Raw genomic sequence first — 18,725 nt, 5'->3', positions numbered from 1 at the left:
CGTGAGCGAGCCCACCGTCGTCGCGAGGATCGGCAAGCCGCACGGCCTGCGCGGCGAGGTCACCGTGCGCCTGCACACCGACGAGCCGGAGCTGCGGCTCGCCGACGGGGCCGTCCTCGCCACCGAGGCGGCGTCGGGGTCCGGCGTGCCGCGTGAGCTGACCGTCCGCTCGACCCGGGTGCACAACGGCATCTGGCTCGTCGCCTTCGAGGAGGTCCCGGACCGCACCGGCGCCGAGGGGCTGCGCGGGACGCGGCTCGTCCTCGACGAGGCCGCGCCCGAGGTCGCGGACACCGAGGACGAGGACGTCTTCCCCGAAGGCTCGCTCGTCGGGCTCGCCGTCCACGACCCCGCCGGCGCGGTCGTCGGCGAGGTCGTCGGTCTCGAGATCGGCGCCGCCCAGGACCGGCTGCTCGTCCGGCTCGCCGACGGCCGCGAGGGGCGTGTGCCCTTCGTCGCCGCGTTCGTCCCGGAGGTGGACGTCGACGCCGGACGGCTCGTCCTCGACGCCCCGCCCGGGCTCTTCGACCTCGAGGACTGACCGCCCGTGCGCCTCGACGTCGTCTCGATCTTCCCCGAGTACCTCACGCCGCTCGACCTGTCCCTCATCGGCAAGGCCCGCCGTGACGGCCTGCTCGACCTCCACGTCCACGACCTGCGCACCTTCACCCACGACCGGCACCGCACCGTCGACGACAGCCCGTTCGGCGGGGGCGCCGGCATGGTGATGAAGCCCGAGCCGTGGGCCGCCGCGCTCGACCACGTCGTCGCCGAGGGCGCCACCGACGAGGCGGCTCGGCCGCACCTCCTCGTGCCCGGCCCGGGCGGGGTCCCGTTCGACCAGGCGATGGCGCACCGGCTCGCGGCGGAGCCCTGGCTCGCTTTCGCGTGCGGCCGGTACGAGGGCATCGACGAGCGGGTGTACGAGCACGCGGCCGAGCGGATGCCGGTCACCGTCGTGTCGCTCGGTGACTACGTCCTCAACGGCGGGGAGGTGGCCGTCCTCGCGGTCGTCGAGGCCGTCGCCCGGCTGCTGCCCGGGGTCGTCGGCAACACCGAGTCCCTCGTCGAGGAGTCGCACGAGGGCGGCCTCCTCGAGTACCCCGTCTACACGCGGCCGGCGTCCTGGGACGACGCCGGCACGGTCCGCGACGTCCCGCCGGTGCTGCTCTCCGGCGACCACGCGGCGGTCGCCCGGTGGCGGCACGAGGAGCGGGTCGCCCGGACCGCCGCGCGCCGTCCCGACCTCGCTCCCGCGTCCGCGGCGGTCACCGGCCTCGACGACCTCGAGGTCCGGGTCGCCGTCCCCGCGGACGCCGCCGAGCTCCTCGTCCTCCAGCGGGCGTGCTGGATGCCCGAGGGGCGGGTGTCGGGGGACTGGCGGGTGCCGCCGCTCGACGAGTCGCTCGAGGAGGTCGCCGCCGGGCTGGGGGAGTGGACGACGTGGGTCGTCCGGGTCCCGACCGACGGCTCGACCCCCGGCCGGCTCGTCGGGTCGGTCCGCGGGCGGGTGCGCCCCGGCGACGACGCCGTCTGGGAGAGCGGCCGGCTCATGGTGGCCCCGGACCTCCGGGGCCGAGGCCTCGGCCGCGGTCTGCTCGCGCTCGCCGAGTCGGCCGCCCCGGCCGGGGTCGGCACGCTGTGGCTGACGACCGGCCGGGTCAGTGCGGACAACCAGCGGTTCTACCGGCGCGCCGGCTACCGCCCGGTGGCCGGCGGGGGGAGCGTCCCCGGAGCCGTCGAGCTCGTCAAGCGGCGCCGCTGACCTCGGCGATTTCGTCGCCCGGGGCCTGCTCTGGCAGACTGGGTCGCTGCGTCAGGTCGACGAACGGCCCCCGCCACAGGGGGAGTGTCCGGGACCTCGGTCCCACGGCATGCGGCCCGACCCGACGCCCTCGACCCAGCAGGACCGAGAACCGCGGATGACCTGTGGCAGCCCGCGAGAAATGGACACCGTCATGCAGCGCTTCGACGAGCTCGACGCCGCCTCGATGAAGACCGACATCCCCGCCTTCCGCGCCGGGGACACCGTCAAGGTGCACGTCAAGGTCATCGAGGGCACCCGCTCCCGTATCCAGGTCTTCCAGGGCGTCGTCATCCGGCGTCACGGCGGCGGCGTCGGCGAGACGTTCACCGTCCGCAAGGTCTCCTTCGGCGTCGGCGTCGAGCGGACCTTCCCGCTCCACACCCCGGTCGTCGACAAGATCGAGGTCGTGACCCGCGGCGACGTCCGCCGCGCGAAGCTGTACTACCTGCGCGACCTGCGCGGCAAGGCCGCCAAGATCCGCGAGAAGCGCGAGACCCCGGCCAACGCCTGACCCGGCCCGTCCGGTACGGACGCGCCGAGCACCGGCGGCCCCGTCCTCGGACAGGGCGGTTACCCTCGACCGGGTGACGGCCCCACCACGCACCGACCCGGCCTCCACCGACGTGGACGCCGGGTCGTGGCGTCTCGTGGTGGTCGCCCTCGTCGTCGGCGTGCTCGCCGCCTCGCTCGTCCGCGGGACGCTCCTCGCGAGCTACCACGTCCCGTCCGCCCAGCCCGTCCCCACCCTGGAGCCAGGAGACCGCGTGCTCGTCCTCACCATCGACCGCTCCGCGGGTGACGACGCGGTCGTCCTCGTCGACGACGGTGCGGCCGGGCACTCCCTCGTCCCGGCGTCCCGGGCCGACGGGGACGTCGTCGGGACCGTGCTGCTGCGCTGGTGGCCCCTCTCGCGCGCCGGTGCCGTGACCGCCGGGAGCGCGGCGTGAGCGCCCCCGGGCAGGCTCCCCGCGAGCCGGCGCCCCAGGAGGCCGGCGCGGGGACCGCTCCTTCGACCGGACCGGGCACGCCCGCGGACGGCGGCTCGGGTGACGGGGGGCCGGGTCACGGCGGCTCAGGTCACGTCGGGCCCGGTCACGGCGGCTCCGGCGACGACGGCTCCGGCGTCCCCTCGGTGGTCAGGTGGGCCGGTGCGGCCGTCAAGGAGGTCGCCCTCGTCCTCGTCATGGCGATGGTGCTGTCGTTCGTCGTCAAGACGTGGTTCCTCCAGGCGTTCTACATCCCCTCCGGCTCGATGGAGGAGACCCTCCTCGTCGGCGACCGGGTCGTCGTCTCCAAGCTGACCCCGGGTCCGTTCGACCTCGAGCGCGGCGACGTCGTCGTCTTCGAGGACCCGGGCGACTGGCTCGGCGGGACCCCCGAGCCCGACCCGCGCTCCGGCATCCCCGGCGCCGTCAACGACGCGCTCGTCTTCGTCGGGCTCCTGCCGAGCGAGTCCGAGAACCACCTCATCAAGCGGGTCGTCGGCCTCCCGGGTGACCGCGTCGTGTGCTGCGACGAAGGCCGGCTCACCGTCAACGGCGCCCGGATCGAGGAGCCGTACGTCTTCCCCGGCGACGTCCCCAGCTCGGTGACCTTCGACGTCACCGTGCCGGAGGGACGGATCTGGGTCATGGGGGACCACCGCTCCGACAGCGAGGACTCCCGCTTCCACGACCCCGAGGGCACCGGCGCCGAGGGCTCGGTCCCCGTGGACCGGGTCACCGGCCGGGCGATCGCGGTCGTCTGGCCGCTGCCGCGGCTGGGCTGGCTCTCCGACTTCCCGGCGACCTTCTCCGGGGTGCCGTCGCCGACGTCCGCTCCGTGAGCCCGGTGCGCCAGGCCGCGACGGGGTCACGCCGACCGAGCCTGCGGGTCGAGCGGGCGCTGCAGCGCGACGGTCACCGTGTCCTCGCGGGGATGGACGAGGTCGGGCGCGGCGCGCTCGCCGGCCCGGTGTCGGTCGGCGTCGTCGTCATCGACGAGACGTGCCGCTCGGCGCCCCAGGGGGTCCGCGACTCCAAGCTGCTCCAGCCGCACGTGCGCGAGTCGATGGTCCCCCGCATCGAGCGGTGGGCCCTCGCCCACGCCGTCGGTGAGGCGAGCGCGGCCGAGATCGACGCCGTCGGCATCATGGCCGCCCTTCGGCTCGCCGGGATGCGGGCGCTCGAGGCGTGCGGGGTGCGACCGGACCTCGTGATCCTCGACGGGAACCACGACTGGCTCACGGCTCCCGAGGACGTCGGGCTGCTCGCCTTCGCCCACGAGGACGGCGTCGTCACCCCGCCCGTGACGACGATGGTCAAGGCCGACATGCGCTGCTCCTCGGTGGCCGCCGCCAGCGTCCTCGCGAAGGTGCGCCGGGACCGGTTCATGGTCGGCCTCGGCGACGACGGCGGGGAGCACGCGGCCTACGGGTGGGCCGTCAACAAGGGGTACGCGGCGCCGGAGCACCTCGACGCGCTGCGCGTGCACGGGCCGTCCGCCTGGCACCGGCGCTCGTGGCGGCTGCCGGGGTCGATGGGCGATGATGGCGACGTGACGCACGCGATGCCGGTGGGAGAGCGATGAGCTCGGAGGACCTCGAGAAGTACGAGAACGAGGCGGAGCTCGCGCTGTACCGCGAGTACCGCGACGTCGTCGGGCTGTTCAGCCACGTCGTCGAGACCGAGCGTCGGTTCTACCTGTGCAACAGCGTCGACGTGAAGGTGCGCTCCGACGGCGGTGAGGTCTTCTTCGACGTGACGATGCAGGACGCGTGGGTGTGGGACATCTACCGGCCGGCGCGGTTCGCCAGGACCGTGCGCGTCGTGACGTTCAAGGACGTCAACGTCGAGGAGCTCGCCAAGGCCGACCTCGAGCTGCCGAAGGGCGACTTCTGAGGCCGCGGCCTCGTCGCCGTCCTCAGCCGCCCGGGGTGTAGACGAGCTTGGTGTTGACGAACTCCCGGATCCCGAGCCGGCCGAGCTCGCGTCCGGTGCCGGAGCGCTTGACGCCGCCGAACGGCAGGTCGGCCATCGAGCCCTGCATCGCGTTGACCCACACCATCCCCGTCTCGAGCCGGCGGACGACGTCCTCGACCTGCTCGGGGTCGGCACCGAACACCGCGCCGCCGAGCCCGAACCGCGAGTCGTTGGCCCGGGCGACGGCCTCGTCGGCGTCCGCGACCCGGTGCACGACGGCGACCGGCCCGAAGAGCTCCTCGTCGTGGGCGCGCATGCCGGGGGTCACCCCCGCGAGCAGGGTCGGGGTGACGTAGGCGCCGGGCCGGTCGGGGCGCTCGCTGCCGCCGACGAGCGCGGTGGCCCCCTTGTCGAGGGCGTCCTGCACCTGCGCGGTGAGGCCCTGCGCGGCGCGCTCGGACGACAGCGGGGCGAGGGTCGTCGCCGGGTCGCTCGGGTCGCCGGGCTCGAGCGAGGCGAGGGCGGCCGCGAAGCGCTCGACGAACGCGTCGTGCACGGCGTCGACGACGAGGAACCGCTTGCCCGCGTTGCAGGCCTGCCCGCTGTTCTGGGTGCGGGCCATGACGGCGTGCTTCACCGTGCGGTCGAGGTCGACGTCGTCCAGGACGATGAACGGGTCGGACCCGCCGAGCTCGAGGACGACCTTCTTGAGGTGCCGGCCCGCCTCCGCGGCGACGGCCGACCCCGCCCGTTCGCTGCCGGTGACCGAGACCCCGGCGACCCGGGGGTCGGCGACGGCGGTCGCGACCTGGTCGTCGGTGGCGAGCAGCGCCGTGTACGCGCCGTCGGGCAGGCCGGCGTCGCGCCACAGGGTCTCGGCGTCCCGGGCGGACTCGGGGCACTGCGGGGCGGGCTTGACGACGACGGTGTTGCCGGCGAGCAGGTTCGAGGCGGCGAGGCGCACCGCCTGGTAGTGCGGGAAGTTCCAGGGCATGACGCCGAGCAGGACGCCGATCGGCTCGTGCCGCAGCACCGCCCGGCCGCCGTGCCGCGGCGCGAACTCCTCGTCGGCGAGCATCGCCGGGCCGTCCTGTGCGTAGTAGTCGAGGATGTCGGCGACGAGCGAGAGCTCGCCGGCGGCCTCCTTGCTGCGCTTGCCCATCTCGCGCGTGATCGTCGCGGCGAGGTCGGGGCGGCGCTCGCGGACGAGGCCCGCCGCCCGGGCGAGGACGGCCGCCCGCTCCTCGACGGGGACCTCGCGCCAGCGTGCGGACGCGGCATGCGCCGCCGCCAGGGTGCGCTCCAGGTCGTCGTCGCTCGCCTCGGGGTACTCGGCCAGCTGCTCGTTCGTCGACGGGTCGACGACGCGGTAGGACGTCATGCCGGGCTCCTCGTGGTGGGGGGCGGGTCCGCTCCAGGCTCGCACGAGTGCGGGACCGGCGGACCGTCCGGCCGAAGGGGTCGACGTGCCGTCGCGGCTGGTCGGCCGCCGTTCGGCCGGCTTCGCGCTTGCCTCCGTCGTCCGGTGCGCCCGGCGCTCCGGCTCGGCGGTGCGGCTCGGCGGTCCGGTCCGCGGGTGGTCCGGTCCGCGGGAGGTCCGGTTCGGCGGTCCCACCCCTTGTGCCAGCCGTCCGGCGCCGTCGTCCACACCCCCGGCGGCGTCGCCCGCGTCGTCCACAGATGCGCCCCACCCGCTGGTCGCGCCCGCTCCGACGTCGTTGGCTCCTCCCATGGACACCACCCGCACCCCGCCCGCCGCGACGACGTCCCCCGGCGAGCATCCCGTCCCCTCCACCCGCCGCCGTCCCCCGGCCGGACGCCGCGCGGGGCTGGGCCGCTACGGCGAGGACCTCGCCGAGCGCTACCTGCGCGAGCGCGGGCTCGAGATCCTCGAACGCAACTGGCGGTGCGAGCACGGCGAGATCGACATCGTCGCCCGCGACGGTGACTGCCTGGTCGTGTGCGAGGTCAAGACCCGCAGCGGCACCTCGTTCGGCGAGCCCGTGGAGGCGGTGACGGTCACGAAGGCGCTGCGTCTGCGGCGGCTGGCGGCGGCGTACGTGCGAGCGCACGGCCCGCACCCGCCGGTCGTGCGGATCGACGTCGTCGGGGTGCTCGCCCGCCCCGGTGAGCCACCCCGGCTGCGACACGTCCGGGGGGTCGGCGGATGACCCTCGGTCTCGCCCGCACCCGGGCCGTCGCGCTCACCGGGCTCGACGGCACCCTCGTCGACGTCGAGGCGCACATCGCCCAGGGCCTGCCGGCCTTCACCGTCGGGGGCCTGCCGGACAGCGCCTGTGCCCAGGCGCCGGACCGCATCCGCGCCGCCGCCGCCAGCATCCGGATGCCCGTCCCGGCCCACCGCGTCACCGTCAACCTCAGCCCGGCGTCGATCCCCAAGCGCGGGTCCGGCTTCGACCTCGCCATCGCGGTCGCCGTCCTCGCCGCGGCCGGAGGCCTCGACCGCAGCGTGTGCGAGGACGTCCTGCACCTCGGCGAGCTGGCTCTGGACGGTCGCCTCCGCGGGGTCCGGGGTGTCCTCCCGGCCGTCCTCGCGGCGTCCCGGCAGGGAGTCCGGCACGTCGTCGTCCCGCACGAGAACGTCGCAGAGGCCCGGCTCGTCGATGCCGTCACGGTGCACGGTGCGTCCTCGCTCGCCGAGGTCGCCGACTGGTACCGCAGCGGGCTCGCTCCCGACGCCCTCCCGGTGGGGCCGGCAGCGGACGTCATGCCGCCCGACACCGGCCGCGGCGTCGACCTCGCCGACGTCGTGGGGCAGCCCGAGGCCCGGCGGGCCCTGGAGCTCGCAGCCTGCGGGGGACACCACCTGCTCATGTCAGGGCCGCCGGGCGTCGGCAAGACGATGCTCGCCGAGCGGCTCGTCACGCTGCTGCCGCGGCTGTCCCGCGAGGAGTCCCTCGAGGTCTACGCCGTCCGTTCGCTGGTCGGCGCCGTCCGGGACGTCGTGGGGCTCGATCCGACCCCGCCGTTCGTCGCGCCGCACCACAGCTCGTCGACGGCCGCGCTCGCCGGCGGTGGCTCCGGCGTCGCGACACCCGGCGCGGTGTCCCGTGCCCACCGGGGGGTGCTCTTCCTCGACGAGGCGGCCGAGTTCCGTCCGACGGTCCTCCAGACGCTGCGTCAGCCGCTGGAGTCCGGGGAGGTCGTCATCTCCCGGGCCCGGCAGGCCGTGCGCTACCCCGCCCGGTTCCTCCTGGTCCTCGCGACCAACCCGTGCCCCTGCGGGCAGAACTACGGTGCCGCCACGGCGTGCACGTGCACGGTCCGCGAGATGCGCACCTACGCCGCGCGACTGTCCGGTCCGCTCCTGGACCGTGTCGACCTCCAGGTGCACGTGCCGCCGGTGCGACCGGCCGCCTTCGCCGACGAGAGCGCCGAGCCGTCGTCGGCCGTCGCGCAGCGGGTGCTGCAGGCACGGGCGGTCCAGGCCGAGCGCTGGGGCGACGGCGGGTGGGAGGTCAACGGGCTCGTCCCCGGGCACGTCCTGCGCCGACCGCCCTACCGGCTCCCGCGGAGGTCGACCGCCGTCATCGACCGGGCCCTGGACCTCGGGAGGCTGACCCTGCGCGGGTACGACCGCGTCCTGAGGGTCGCGTGGTCCACCGCCGACCTCGCCGGGCGGACGAGCCCCGACCGGGACGACGTGGCGACCGGGCTCGGTCTGCGGCGGGGAGAGGCGGACGCGGCATGAACGGAGCGAGCCGGCCGACGAGCGGGGAACCCTCTGGTGCGCGAGCGGCCGTCGTTCCGCCGGCGAGCCGGCTCGAGCAGGACGAGCGGTGGGCCCGGGCCGCCCTCGGGTTCCTCGTCGAGCCCGGGCACACCGGCCTCGTGCCGATGGTCAAGGACCTCGGGGCCGTCGAGACCCTCGCCGCCGTCCGCGCCGGCCGGGCGGGCCGCGCCGCGGAGACCTACGTCCGCCTCCCGGACCTCGACGTCCGGCGCATCGCGACGGAGGTCCAGCGCGTCGGCGCCCGCGTCGTCGTGCCGGGGGACCCGGAGTGGCCCGTCCGGGTCGAGGCCCTCCGCCGTCCGCCCCTGTGCCTCTACGTCTCGGGGTCCGCCGACCTCGCCGACGACACCGGCCGCTCGGTGTCGGTCGTGGGCTCCCGGATGGCCAGCGACTACGGCAGGGCAGCGGCGGCGGACCTCGGTGAGGGGCTCGCGTCCCGCGGCTGGGCCAGCGTCAGCGGAGCGGCGACGGGGATCGACGCGGCGGTGCACCGTGGGACGCTCGCCGCCGGCGGCTGCACGGTGGCGGTGCTCGCCTGCGGCATCGACCGGGTGTACCCGCGCACGCACGGTCGGCTGCTCGAGGCCGTGCGACAGCACGGGGCGGTCGTCACGGAGATGCCGCCGGGGTCGGCCCCCCTCCCGCGCCGGTTCCTCGCCCGCAACCGGCTCATCGCCGCGCTGTCGCGCGCGACCGTCGTCGTCGAGGCGTCGCTGCGATCCGGCTCGCTCTCGACCGCCAACGAGGCGGCGACGCTGGCCCGACCGGTCGCCGCCTACCCGGGGCCGGTGACGAGCGCCACCTCGGCGGGATGTCATCGGCTGCTCAGGCACCACGTGGCGGAGCTGGTCACGAACGTCGACGAGGTTCTCGAGCTCGCGGCGTCCATCGGCGAGGAGCTCGCCCCCGAGGGGGTGGGGGAGATCCGTCCGACCGACGGGCTCGACCCCGTCGAGCACCAGGTGTGGTCCGTGACGCCACTGCGGCGCTGGGTCGACCCGGCCGACCTCGCGTCGGCCGCCGGCGTGGACCCGGCCCTCGTGCCCCGGGCGGTCGCGGTCCTCGAGGCGCTCGGTCTGCTCGACCGGGACGGGGACCGGGTGCGCAAGGCGAGCCCACCCGCGGGCTGACGATCCGGCAACGCCGACCGGGCCGGCCCCCGGTCGCGCCGGAACTCGGTCGCGCCGCCGGAACCCGTCGTCACGCCGGAACCCGGGCCGGCACGGGACCCGTCAGGACATGGGGCCGGCATCGGGACCCGGGGCGGCCGGGGGACGAACGGACGACATGTGCCCGGATCTCGTTGCGCGGCGTCCCTCGGAGTGCAACCGTGACCCGCGTGACGGCCCTGCCACTCGAGGCTCTCGATGCCTTCGAGCGCCACCTGCGGAGTGAACGTGGGCGCTCGGAGCACACCGTGCGCGCCTACGTGCGCGACGTGGCCGCCTTCCTCGATGAGGTCTCGGTGAGGAGCGACGAGGACCTGGCGGACGTCTCCCTCACGGACCTGCGCGGCTGGCTCGGCTCCCGTGCCCGGGCCGGGGCGGCGCGCTCCACGCTCGCCCGGACGGCGGCTTCGCTCCGCGCCTTCTTCCGCTGGTGCGAGCGGACCGGTCGGCTGGAGTGCGACCCGTCGCTACGGCTCTCGTCGCCCAAGCGGCACCGGACGCTGCCGCCCGTGCTCGCCGAACGGTCGGCCGGCGGGCTCCTCGAGGTGGCGGGGCTCGCCGCGGACGACGACGACCCGGTCCACCACCGGGACCGCGCCGCCCTGGAGCTGCTGTACGGGACGGGGATCCGTGTCGGCGAGCTCGTCGGGCTCGACGTCGACGACGTCGACCTCGGCACGTGCGTCCTCCGCGTCGTCGGCAAGGGCGACAAGGAGCGCCGGGTCCCCTTCGGCCGCCCGGCACGCGAGGCGGTGCAGACCTGGCTCGAGCGTGGGCGTCCGCGCCTCGTGACCAGCGGGTCCGGCCCGGCGCTGCTGCTCGGTCGCCGGGGTCGCCGGGCCGACCAGCGCCAGATCCGCGAGGTCGTGCACCGGTTGCTCGTCCACGTCCCCGACGCGCCCGACGTGGGGCCGCACGGACTGCGGCACAGCGCGGCGACGCACCTGCTGGACGGCGGGGCCGACCTGCGGTTGGTCCAGGAGCTCCTGGGACACGCCTCCCTCGCGACGACGCAGATCTACACGCACGTGTCGGTCGACCGCCTCAAGCGGTCCTTCGAGCAGGCTCACCCCCGTGCGTGAGGGGGAGGAGCCCCGCGCCGACACGCGCGCCGAGCCGGGCGGTCGTGCGGAGGCGACCTTCGCCGAGGCCGAGGGCATCACCGAGTGGGTGTCCGAGCTGCGCCGGCTCTACGTCGAGCCGAAGACCGCGGGCACCGCGGACCCGACGCAGGGGGAGTGGCTCCGCGCGGCGGCCGTCGAGCCGTCGGAGCACCCGGCGCCGTCCGGCGCCGGGCACGCACCCCAGGATCTGGACGGCCCGCGAAGCGGCGCCGACGTCGGTGACGGCGCCCCGACGACCCGGAAGGTGAGGACGCTCGAGGACATCGCCGGGATCCGACCCGTCGACACCTCGAACGCCCGCACGGACGAGGCGGCCGAGAGCCGCCGACGGGCGTCGTCGGCGCCGGTCGCCCCCTCCACGCCGACGACTCCGGCGACGGCGCCTCCCGGGTCGACCTCCGCGACGGAGGCGACCGCCGCCACGACCGGGAGCTCTGCCGGGGCGACGACGACGTCCGGTCCTGCGTCCGGGACCCGCCCCTCTGACGACACGTCGGGGCGGCCCGCCCGGACCGGCGACGACCTGCACCGGGTGGCCGACGGGAAGCATCCGGTCGCCGACCCGCATGGAGCCGAGAGAGCCGCCGACGAGGGAGCCGCCGGCGAGGGCGGGACGAGCGGTCGGCCCTCGGAGGACCGGGGCGTGGAGGAGGACGCCCCGTCCGCCGCCGGTCCTCGGTCCCGGGCCGATCGGACCGATGACGCTCCGACGCGTCGTTCGGACCGGCACCGCTCCGGCCGACAGCGCGGGAGAGCCGTGGGACGGCGCCCGGCCCCGTCGTCGCGCCGGCCCACCGCGGCCGTGCACGCACCCCGAGACGTCGACGCCCCGGGCACCGGCCCCGCCGGCGACGGGACCGGGTCGAGCGCCCGCGGGCACTCCCTCACCGACGCGGAGGTGTCGGCGGACCACGTCAGCACGGCGGACCCGGCGGGAGGTCGCGCCGGACGCCGGGCGGCACGGCGCGCCGAGGAGTCGCGACGGCTGCGCCGGCGCCGAGCGGTCCTCGTGAGCCTCGTGCTGCTCGGCGTCGTCGCCGTCGCGGGCTGGTGGCTCGTCCGACCGACGAGCGACACGTCCGCCCCCGTGCCCGCGCTCGTCGACCTCGTCCTGGCGCCCCTCGAGGACATCGGCCCGGGGTCCCCGAGCTGATCGTCGCCGCGGAGCCGCAGAGGCGACACCGGCCGTCCGGGGCAGCGGAGCCGGCGCCGGCCGTCCGGGCTAGCGGAGCCGGCACGGGGCCGTCTGCAGCACGGGTGCCGATGCCGCCACCGCCATCCCACCGGACCGGCTCGTCACCCTCGGCCGTCGCCGACCGGGAAGAGCCGCACCCTCCCTCCTGCGAGTAGCGGCCGGGGATCGAGGTAGACCTCGCCACGCCGGGCGCCGAGGTGCAGGCACGGGCTGCGGCAGTGCGTCGTCGACCCCGTCGTGACGTGTCCGACGACGTCCCCCGCAGCCACCTGGTCGCCCCGGCCGACGACCGCTGTGACCGGCTCGTAGGTACTGCGTAGCCCGCCGTGGTGCTCGACCGTCACGGTGCCCCGCGTGGCGACGGTCCCGGCGTGCGTGACGACGCCCGCCTCCACGGCTCGAACGGGCGTACCGTCGGGCGCGGCGAGGTCGAGCCCTCGGTGGCCGGCTCCGTACGGCGTCGCGGGTCCGTCGAACAGGCGGACCACCGGCGGTACGGGACGGACCGGCCACCGCCATCGAGGTCGCGGGACGGTCGTCCCCACGTCGGACGCGGTCGTCACGACCGGCTCCCCGCGACCGGCCGCACCTGCTCCCGCCCCAGGGTCGTCCGGTGTCGTGGCGGCGTCGACCGGGCGGTCGTGCTCGTCGGACCGGTCCGTCGAGGGCCCGAGGAGCAGCGTCCCCACCGCGGCGAGCGCGCCGAGGGCCGTCGTGAGGCGGAGTGAGCCGGTCATGGGTCCGAGCCTCTCGGGTCGCGCGGCCGGGGTCGAGCGCGGGCGCGCACCTGTGGACACGTGGGGGGTGCACGCGGAGGGTGTGGACGTCGGGGGCGGTGGACGGCGGAGAGCTGTGGACGGCGGAGGGATGTGGACAGCGGGGGCGTGGACGGCGAGGGCGTGGACGGCGGAGGCCGTGGCCGGCCGTCGCCCCGACGCTCAGCCTGTCGCGCGCAGTGTGCGGAGCCGGCGGACGCCCTCGTCGAGCACCTCGTCCTTCTTGCAGAAGGCGAACCGGACGACCGTGCGCCCCGCCTCCGGGTCGTCGTGGAAGGCCGACGCAGGGACCCCGACGACGCCGGCCCGGTCGGGCAGCTCGAGGCAGAAGGAGACAGCGTCGGTCACCCCGAGGGGCGAGGCGTCGGCGAGCGCGAAGTAGCCGCCCTGGGGCACCGGCACCTCGAACCCGGCGTCCCGCAACCCGGCGACGAGCCGGTCCCGCTGGCCGGCGAGGCGGGCCGCCATCCCGTCGAACACGGCGTCCTCCAGCCCGAGACCGAGGGCGACGGCCGGCTGGAACGGACCCGAGCCGACGAACGTGAGGAACTGCTTGAGGGACACCGCGGGGGACACGACCTCCGCAGGCCCCGTGAGCCAGCCGACCTTCCACCCGGTCGCGGAGAACGTCTTGCCGCCGGAGCCGATCGTCACCGTCCGATCGACCATCCCCGGCAGCGTGGCCATCGGCACGTGGCGGGCCCCGTCGAAGGTCAGGTGCTCGTACACCTCGTCCGTGACGACCCACGCGTCGTGCTCCCGAGCGAGCTCGGCGACGAGCTCGAGCTCCTCCCTGGTGAACACCTTGCCCGTCGGGTTGTGCGGCGTGTTGAGCAGGACGACCCGGGTCCGGTCCGAGAACGCCGCCCGCAGCGAGGCCTCGTCGACGGCGAGGTCCGGGAAGCGCAGGACCGAGGTCCGCCGCGTCCCACCGGCGAGTGCGACCGTCGCCGCGTAGCTGTCGTAGTACGGCTCGAACATCACGACCTCGTCGCCCGGCCGGACGAGCGCGAGCATCGCGACGGCGATCGCCTCCGTCGCCCCGACGGTGACGAGCACCTCGGTGTCGGGGTCGGGGGTCAGGCCGTAGAAGCGCTCCTGGTGCGCCGCGATCGCCCGCCGCAGCTCGGGGACGCCCCGGCCCGGCGGGTACTGGTTGCGGCCCTCGGTGATGGCCTCGACCGCCGCGGCGAGCACCTCCGGCGGGCCGTCGGTGTCCGGGAAGCCCTGCCCGAGGTTGATCGCGTCCTTCTCGAGCGCCATCTGCGTCATCGTCGCGAAGATCGTCGTCCCGAAGTCGGCGAGGGCGGGGTGGCCGGGGGAGGAGGGCATACCGGCAGGCTAGGTGCCGTCGGGGTCGTCCTGCACGGCCGCGTCGTCGTGGGCGATCCGGTCGAGGCTGCGCCAGAGGACGACGAGCGTGAGCCCCGAGCCGACGGACGCGAACCAGAACGGCGCCGCGGGCCCGATGCGCTCGGCGAGCACACCGCCGATCAGCTGGCCGACGAGCAGGCCGCCGACGAGCCCCATCCAGTAGACGCTCCCGACCCGTCCCTGGAGGTCCGTGGGCGTCGCCCGCTGCCGGACCGCGGACGACAGCGAGCCCCAGACGAAGGCGTACCCGCCGAAGACGAGCATGACGACCATCGCGACCGCCCAGCTCGTCGTCAGCGCGAACGCGAGGTGGGTGACGACCTCGAGGACGAGGCAGGCCTTCATGAGCCGGCCCAGCGGGACCCGCCGCTCGAGCCGGTCGTAGCAGAGCACGGCGACGACCCCGCCGACCGCCGACGCGGTCGTGAGCAACCCGAACCGGACGTCCTCGACGCCGAGCCGCTCCTGGGCCCAGTAGACGAGCACGCCCCACGGGGCGCCCCACGTGACGTTGAAGACGAGGATGACGACGGTGAGCGTGCGGACCGCGGGGTTGCCGGCGATCCAGCGCAGCCCGTCGACGATGTCCCGCCCGACGTGCTGCGGCGGGCCCTGCCGCTCCACCGTCGGCAGGCGGAGCCGGGTGAAGAGGACGGCGGCGAGCGCAAGGGCGAGGGCCTGCACCCCGAACGGCACCGCCGCGCCGAGGGCGAACAACGTGGCGCCGAGCGCCGGCCCGACGAGCTGGTTCGCGACGAGGAAACCGGACATGAGCCGGGCGTTGGCGACGCCGAGGTCGGCCTTCGGCACGATCATGGGAAGGACCGCGCGCCAGCCGGTGTCGGCGAACAGCTCGGCGGTGCCGACCACGAAGAGGACGACGAGCAGCAGCGGGACGCTCAGGGTGCCGGTGACGATCGTCCAGCCGAGGACGGCGAGGACCAGGACACGGGCGACGTTGGCGGTGATGACGAGGCGGCGCCGGTCCACCCGGTCGACGACGGCCCCGACCCACAGGCCGAGGAGCAGGGTCGGCAGCAGCTGGACCGCGGCCGCGAGCGCGATGAGGACGGCGGAACGGGTCTGCGACGCGACGAGCAGGGGTCCGGCCGCGAGGGCGATGCCGTCCCCGATCTGACCCACCCACGACGACGCGAGCTGCCAGCGGAACGGGCGACCGAGCCGGGCCGGGACGACGGCCTCGACGACCCGAGCGGCGACGCCCGGACGACGACCGTCCGCCTCGTCCTCCCGCTGCCCGCCCACGAGCGCGAGACCCTACCCCCGCGTGGGCGAGGTGGCGCACCGCCGTCCCCGGCGCCGCCGATTTCACGCCCGAGCACCCCGCGCCGTACGATGTCCGCTGGTGTTCGTGTGTCCGCACGCGATCACCGACATTTCGCGCGTCACTCCTCCTGCGACGAGGTCTCCTCCGAGCAGGGGCGCACCACGGCAGTGACGGGACGGCCTCGGCCGGACCGTCCGGGGTGCGTCAGGACGCCAGGCAGGTGGGTCCACCCTCCGGGGCTCGGGCACCACCGACGGAACTGACAACCACACAGCAAGGAGAACGACGATGGCCGTCGTCACCATGCGCCAGCTCCTCGAGAGCGGCGTCCACTTCGGGCACCAGACCCGTCGCTGGAACCCGAAGATGAAGCGCTTCATCATGACCGAGCGCAACGGCATCTACATCATCGACCTGCAGCAGTCGGTGAGCTACATCAACAACGCGTACGAGTTCGTCAAGGAGACGGTCGCCCACGGCGGCACGATCCTCTTCGTCGGCACCAAGCGCCAGGCCCAGGAGCCGGTCGCCGAGCAGGCGACCCGCGTCGGGATGCCGTACGTCAACCACCGCTGGCTCGGTGGCATGCTCACGAACTTCCAGACGATCTCCAAGCGCCTCACGCGCCTCAAGGAGCTCGAGGAGATCGACTTCGACGACGTGGCCGGCAGCGGCCGCACGAAGAAGGAGCTCCTCATGATGAAGCGGGAGAAGGACAAGCTCGAGAAGACGCTCGGCGGTATCCGCTCCATGAGCAAGGTGCCCTCGGCCGTCTGGGTCGTCGACACCAAGAAGGAGCACCTCGCCGTCGACGAGGCCCGCAAGCTCGGCCTCCCGGTCATCGCGATCCTCGACACGAACTGCGACCCGGACGAGGTCGACTACAAGATCCCGGGCAACGACGACGCGATCCGCTCGGTCACCCTCCTCACCCGGGTCATCGCGGACGCCGTCGCCGAGGGCCTCATGGCCCGCGCGGGCGGCAAGTCCGACGCCGGCGAGCAGTCGACCGAGACCGAGGAGCCGCTCGCCGAGTGGGAGCGTGAGCTCCTCGCCGGCGAGGCGGAGCAGACCTCGGAGGCCGTCGCCCCCGAGGCCGGCGAGACCGCCGCCGCGACCGCGCCCGAGGCCGCCGACACCGCGGCCGCCCAGGAGGTCGCGCAGCAGGCCGACGAGACCCCGGTGGAGGCCGACCAGGCCCCGACCGAGGCCGACGCCGAGACCGCCGACAAGGCCTGAGCGACACCTCCCGTCCGACACTCACGGAAAAGAGCGATAGGAACACATGGCGAACTACACCGCCGCTGACATCAAGGCGCTCCGCGAGAAGACCGCGGCCGGCATGATGGACGTCAAGAAGGCTCTCGACGAGGCCGACGGCGACATGGCCAAGGCCGAGGAGATCCTCCGGGTCAAGGGCCAGAAGGGCGTCACGAAGCGCGAGGGGCGCACGACCTCCAACGGTCTGGTCACCGCGCAGGCCGGCGCCGGCGAGGGCACCCTCGTCGAGGTCCTCTGCGAGACCGACTTCGTCGCCAAGGGCGAGGTCTTCGGCGCGCTCGCCGACCAGGTGCTCGCGCAGGCCGTCGCGACGAAGTCGGCCGACGCCGACCAGCTCCTCGGCACGACGCTCTCCGACGGCAAGACCGTCAAGGAGCTCCTCGACGAGGCGAACGCGACGATCGGCGAGAAGATCGAGGTCAAGCGGGTCGCCCGCCTCGAGGGCGAGAACGTCGTCTCGTACCTCCACAAGACGAGCCCCGACCTGCCCGCGCAGATCGGTGTCCTCGTCTCGACGACCGGTGGCGACGTCACCACGGCGCGCGACGTCGCGATGCACGTCGCCGCGTTCGCGCCGTCGGTGCTCACCCGCGACGAGATCGACGCCGAGACCGTCGAGAACGAGCGTCGGGTCGCCGAGGCCACCGCGAAGGAGGAGGGCAAGCCCGAGGCCGCCCTCCCGAAGATCGTCGAGGGTCGGGTCAACGGCTTCTTCAAGGAGCGCGTGCTCCTCGAGCAGCCGTTCGCCAAGGACGCGAAGAAGACGGTCGCGAAGGTGCTCGACGAGTCGGGCGCGCAGGCCACCGGTTTCGCGCGGTTCCGCATCGGCGCCAGCTGACACCAGCGCTCCACGGAGCATGCACGACGCCCCCGCCCGGGTCATCCGGGCGGGGGCGTCGTCGTCAGTCCTCCAGGTCCGTGAGGTGTGCCCGGGAGGCCGGTCGCTCGTACGGCTCGGGCCACCAGTCCTCGATGTCGGCGATGCGCCCGTCGGCGGCCATGCGGAACAGGCAGAGCCCCGTCATCGTCTCGTCGCCGACGGTGAAGGACGTCCGGCTCATCGCGCCGTCGTCGTCGACGAGGACGCGGTCGACGGTGAGGTGCCAGTCGCCGGGGAACTCGCGGTTGAAGCGCACGTACGCCTCGAGGCCGTGGACGACCTCCCTGGTCTGCGGCACGCGGTAGACGACGTCGGGCGACAGGGTCGTGGCGAAGCCGTCCCAGTCCCTGGCCTCGGCGCACGCCCAGTAGCGGCGGACGGTGGCAGCGTGGTCGTGGTCGTGGTCGTGGTCGTGGTCGTGGTCGTGGTCGTGGTCGTGGTCGTGGTCGGCCGGCATGCGCTGACACTAGGCGCGAGCGCCGACAGTGCCGTGACCGCCGCTGGTGCTGGCGGTGGCCGGGCCCACCTGCGACGATGGCGGGGGAGGTGCGCGATGGGACGAGACGACGCACGGTACGGGGCAGGACACGATGGTGACGGGGGCGACGTTCGCGGGGACGAGAGGAGCGCTGTGCCCGAAGGCCGCGCTCCGGTCGACCGGAGCGCTGTGCCCGAAGGCCGCGCTCCGGTCGACCGGGTGCACGGTGACCTGGCGAGCCGGGTGCACACGGACCTGCCACGGGTACGGCCCGAGGACATGGTGACGACACACGACGTCGACGCCCCTCCGGACCCCCGTGGGGGTCGGGACACCGACCGGGAGTTCATGCTCCGCCACGCCGGCGGGATCTGACCACGCGTCCCGCCGGTCCGGGCGACCGGTGGCGTCGGCCCGCGCCGGACGTCCTCGGGTGGGGCCGGTGGCGTCCGGAACGGCCCCACCCCGCTCGGGTGTGTGGTCAGGCGGGTTCGCGGGCGGCGCGTTCGGCGAGGAGGTGGTCGTAGGAGCCGTGGGTGAGGTTCCATTCGAGGCCGTGGGGGCCGACGCGTCCGGTGAGGCGTCTGGTGTGGACGGTGGTGTGGTGTCGGCCGCAGAGGAGGGCGGCGTTGTCCAGGTCGGTGGTGCCGCCGTCGGCCCAGTGGGTGAGGTGGTGGGCGTCGGTCCAGCGGGCGGGGA

At 74.8% G+C, this 18,725-nt stretch carries 21 protein-coding genes; 14 read left to right on the top strand and 7 right to left on the bottom strand.

Annotation, left to right across the window (positions count from 1 at the left end; genetic code table 11):
* Position 1: 1 nt before the first annotated feature.
* From rimM to KC207_RS05655, 7 genes are all read left to right on the top strand, one after another.
* The gene (gene rimM / locus KC207_RS05685) at positions 2-541 is read left to right on the top strand and encodes a ribosome maturation factor RimM (protein ID WP_211601951.1); all 540 of its coding nucleotides are present in this window, start codon (positions 2-4) and stop codon (positions 539-541) included.
* Between the two features lie 6 nt (positions 542-547).
* Positions 548-1,765 (top strand): tRNA (guanosine(37)-N1)-methyltransferase TrmD, encoded by a 1,218-nt coding sequence (gene trmD, locus KC207_RS05680; RefSeq protein WP_211601950.1) that lies wholly within the window; start codon positions 548-550, stop codon positions 1,763-1,765.
* A 193-nt stretch (positions 1,766-1,958) separates the two neighbouring features.
* Positions 1,959-2,318 carry a 50S ribosomal protein L19 gene (gene rplS, locus KC207_RS05675; RefSeq protein ID WP_211602092.1) on the top strand — a complete coding sequence of 120 codons (360 nt, stop codon included), beginning with the start codon at positions 1,959-1,961 and terminating at the stop codon, positions 2,316-2,318.
* A 73-nt stretch (positions 2,319-2,391) separates the two neighbouring features.
* Positions 2,392-2,754: a hypothetical protein gene (locus KC207_RS05670; RefSeq protein ID WP_211601949.1), complete on the top strand. Its 363-nt coding sequence runs from the start codon at positions 2,392-2,394 to the stop codon at positions 2,752-2,754.
* Positions 2,755-2,939: 185 nt separating this feature from the next.
* Positions 2,940-3,632 carry a signal peptidase I gene (lepB, locus tag KC207_RS05665; protein WP_249138583.1) on the top strand — a complete coding sequence of 231 codons (693 nt, stop codon included), beginning with the start codon at positions 2,940-2,942 and terminating at the stop codon, positions 3,630-3,632.
* On the top strand, positions 3,629-4,375 hold the full coding sequence (gene rnhB, locus KC207_RS05660; RefSeq protein ID WP_249138582.1) for a ribonuclease HII: 747 nt from the start codon (positions 3,629-3,631) through the stop codon (positions 4,373-4,375). Before lepB ends, rnhB begins: the two co-directional genes overlap by 4 nt.
* Entirely contained in the window at positions 4,372-4,686 is a 315-nt protein-coding gene (locus KC207_RS05655) for a DUF2469 domain-containing protein (RefSeq protein ID WP_211601948.1), read from the top strand. Before rnhB ends, KC207_RS05655 begins: the two co-directional genes overlap by 4 nt.
* Positions 4,687-4,708: 22 nt before the next feature.
* Here the strand turns inward: KC207_RS05655 and KC207_RS05650 are convergent, their stop codons facing one another.
* Entirely contained in the window at positions 4,709-6,088 is a 1,380-nt protein-coding gene (locus KC207_RS05650) for an NAD-dependent succinate-semialdehyde dehydrogenase (RefSeq protein WP_211601947.1), read from the bottom strand.
* 349 nt (positions 6,089-6,437) lie between these two features.
* Between KC207_RS05650 and KC207_RS05645 the strand changes: the two genes are divergently transcribed.
* From KC207_RS05645 to KC207_RS16860, 4 genes are all read left to right on the top strand, one after another.
* A complete protein-coding gene (locus tag KC207_RS05645) occupies positions 6,438-6,878 on the top strand; it encodes a YraN family protein (RefSeq protein ID WP_211601946.1) in 441 nt (146 codons plus the stop codon).
* Positions 6,875-8,419 (top strand): YifB family Mg chelatase-like AAA ATPase, encoded by a 1,545-nt coding sequence (locus KC207_RS05640; protein ID WP_211601945.1) that lies wholly within the window; start codon positions 6,875-6,877, stop codon positions 8,417-8,419. The genes KC207_RS05645 and KC207_RS05640 overlap by 4 nt, the downstream gene beginning before the upstream one ends.
* A complete protein-coding gene (gene dprA, locus KC207_RS16865; protein ID WP_249138581.1) occupies positions 8,416-9,591 on the top strand; it encodes a DNA-processing protein DprA in 1,176 nt (391 codons plus the stop codon). The genes KC207_RS05640 and dprA overlap by 4 nt, the downstream gene beginning before the upstream one ends.
* Positions 9,592-9,800: 209 nt before the next feature.
* Entirely contained in the window at positions 9,801-10,712 is a 912-nt protein-coding gene (locus KC207_RS16860) for a tyrosine recombinase XerC (protein WP_249138580.1), read from the top strand.
* Between the two features lie 108 nt (positions 10,713-10,820).
* Here KC207_RS16860 and KC207_RS05630 read toward each other — a convergent pair whose 3' ends face one another.
* Positions 10,821-11,177: a hypothetical protein gene (locus KC207_RS05630; protein WP_211601943.1), complete on the bottom strand. Its 357-nt coding sequence runs from the start codon at positions 11,175-11,177 to the stop codon at positions 10,821-10,823.
* A gap of 379 nt (positions 11,178-11,556) precedes the next feature.
* Here KC207_RS05630 and KC207_RS05625 point away from each other — a divergent pair, with 379 nt between their 5' ends.
* On the top strand, positions 11,557-11,907 hold the full coding sequence (locus KC207_RS05625) for a hypothetical protein (RefSeq protein ID WP_211601942.1): 351 nt from the start codon (positions 11,557-11,559) through the stop codon (positions 11,905-11,907).
* Between the two features lie 143 nt (positions 11,908-12,050).
* Here KC207_RS05625 and KC207_RS05620 read toward each other — a convergent pair whose 3' ends face one another.
* The 3 genes from KC207_RS05620 to KC207_RS05610 form a co-directional block, all read right to left on the bottom strand.
* Positions 12,051-12,686, bottom strand: a complete 636-nt coding sequence (locus KC207_RS05620) for a murein hydrolase activator EnvC family protein (RefSeq protein ID WP_211601941.1) — start codon at positions 12,684-12,686, stop codon at positions 12,051-12,053.
* 201 nt (positions 12,687-12,887) lie between these two features.
* Positions 12,888-14,057, bottom strand: a complete 1,170-nt coding sequence (locus tag KC207_RS05615) for a pyridoxal phosphate-dependent aminotransferase (protein ID WP_211601940.1) — start codon at positions 14,055-14,057, stop codon at positions 12,888-12,890.
* A gap of 9 nt (positions 14,058-14,066) precedes the next feature.
* A complete protein-coding gene (locus tag KC207_RS05610; RefSeq protein ID WP_211601939.1) occupies positions 14,067-15,365 on the bottom strand; it encodes an MFS transporter in 1,299 nt (432 codons plus the stop codon).
* Positions 15,366-15,675: 310 nt separating this feature from the next.
* Here KC207_RS05610 and rpsB point away from each other — a divergent pair, with 310 nt between their 5' ends.
* Both rpsB and tsf read left to right on the top strand, forming a co-directional pair.
* Entirely contained in the window at positions 15,676-16,626 is a 951-nt protein-coding gene (gene rpsB, locus KC207_RS05605) for a 30S ribosomal protein S2 (protein ID WP_211601938.1), read from the top strand.
* Between the two features lie 46 nt (positions 16,627-16,672).
* The gene (gene tsf / locus KC207_RS05600; protein WP_211601937.1) at positions 16,673-17,506 is read left to right on the top strand and encodes a translation elongation factor Ts; all 834 of its coding nucleotides are present in this window, start codon (positions 16,673-16,675) and stop codon (positions 17,504-17,506) included.
* A gap of 64 nt (positions 17,507-17,570) precedes the next feature.
* Here tsf and KC207_RS05595 read toward each other — a convergent pair whose 3' ends face one another.
* Together KC207_RS05595 and KC207_RS05590 are read right to left on the bottom strand one after the other, a co-directional pair.
* Entirely contained in the window at positions 17,571-18,005 is a 435-nt protein-coding gene (locus KC207_RS05595; RefSeq protein WP_211601936.1) for a nuclear transport factor 2 family protein, read from the bottom strand.
* Between the two features lie 502 nt (positions 18,006-18,507).
* Positions 18,508-18,725: HNH endonuclease (locus KC207_RS05590; RefSeq protein WP_211601935.1), on the bottom strand; the 218-nt coding region annotated here is incomplete at its 5' end.

The organism is Phycicoccus avicenniae, assembly GCF_018139485.1.
Lineage (GTDB): Bacteria > Actinomycetota > Actinomycetes > Actinomycetales > Dermatophilaceae > Phycicoccus > Phycicoccus avicenniae.
The sequence above is the reverse complement of the archived record's forward strand: the minus strand, read 5'-3'. Positions and strand labels throughout refer to the sequence as shown.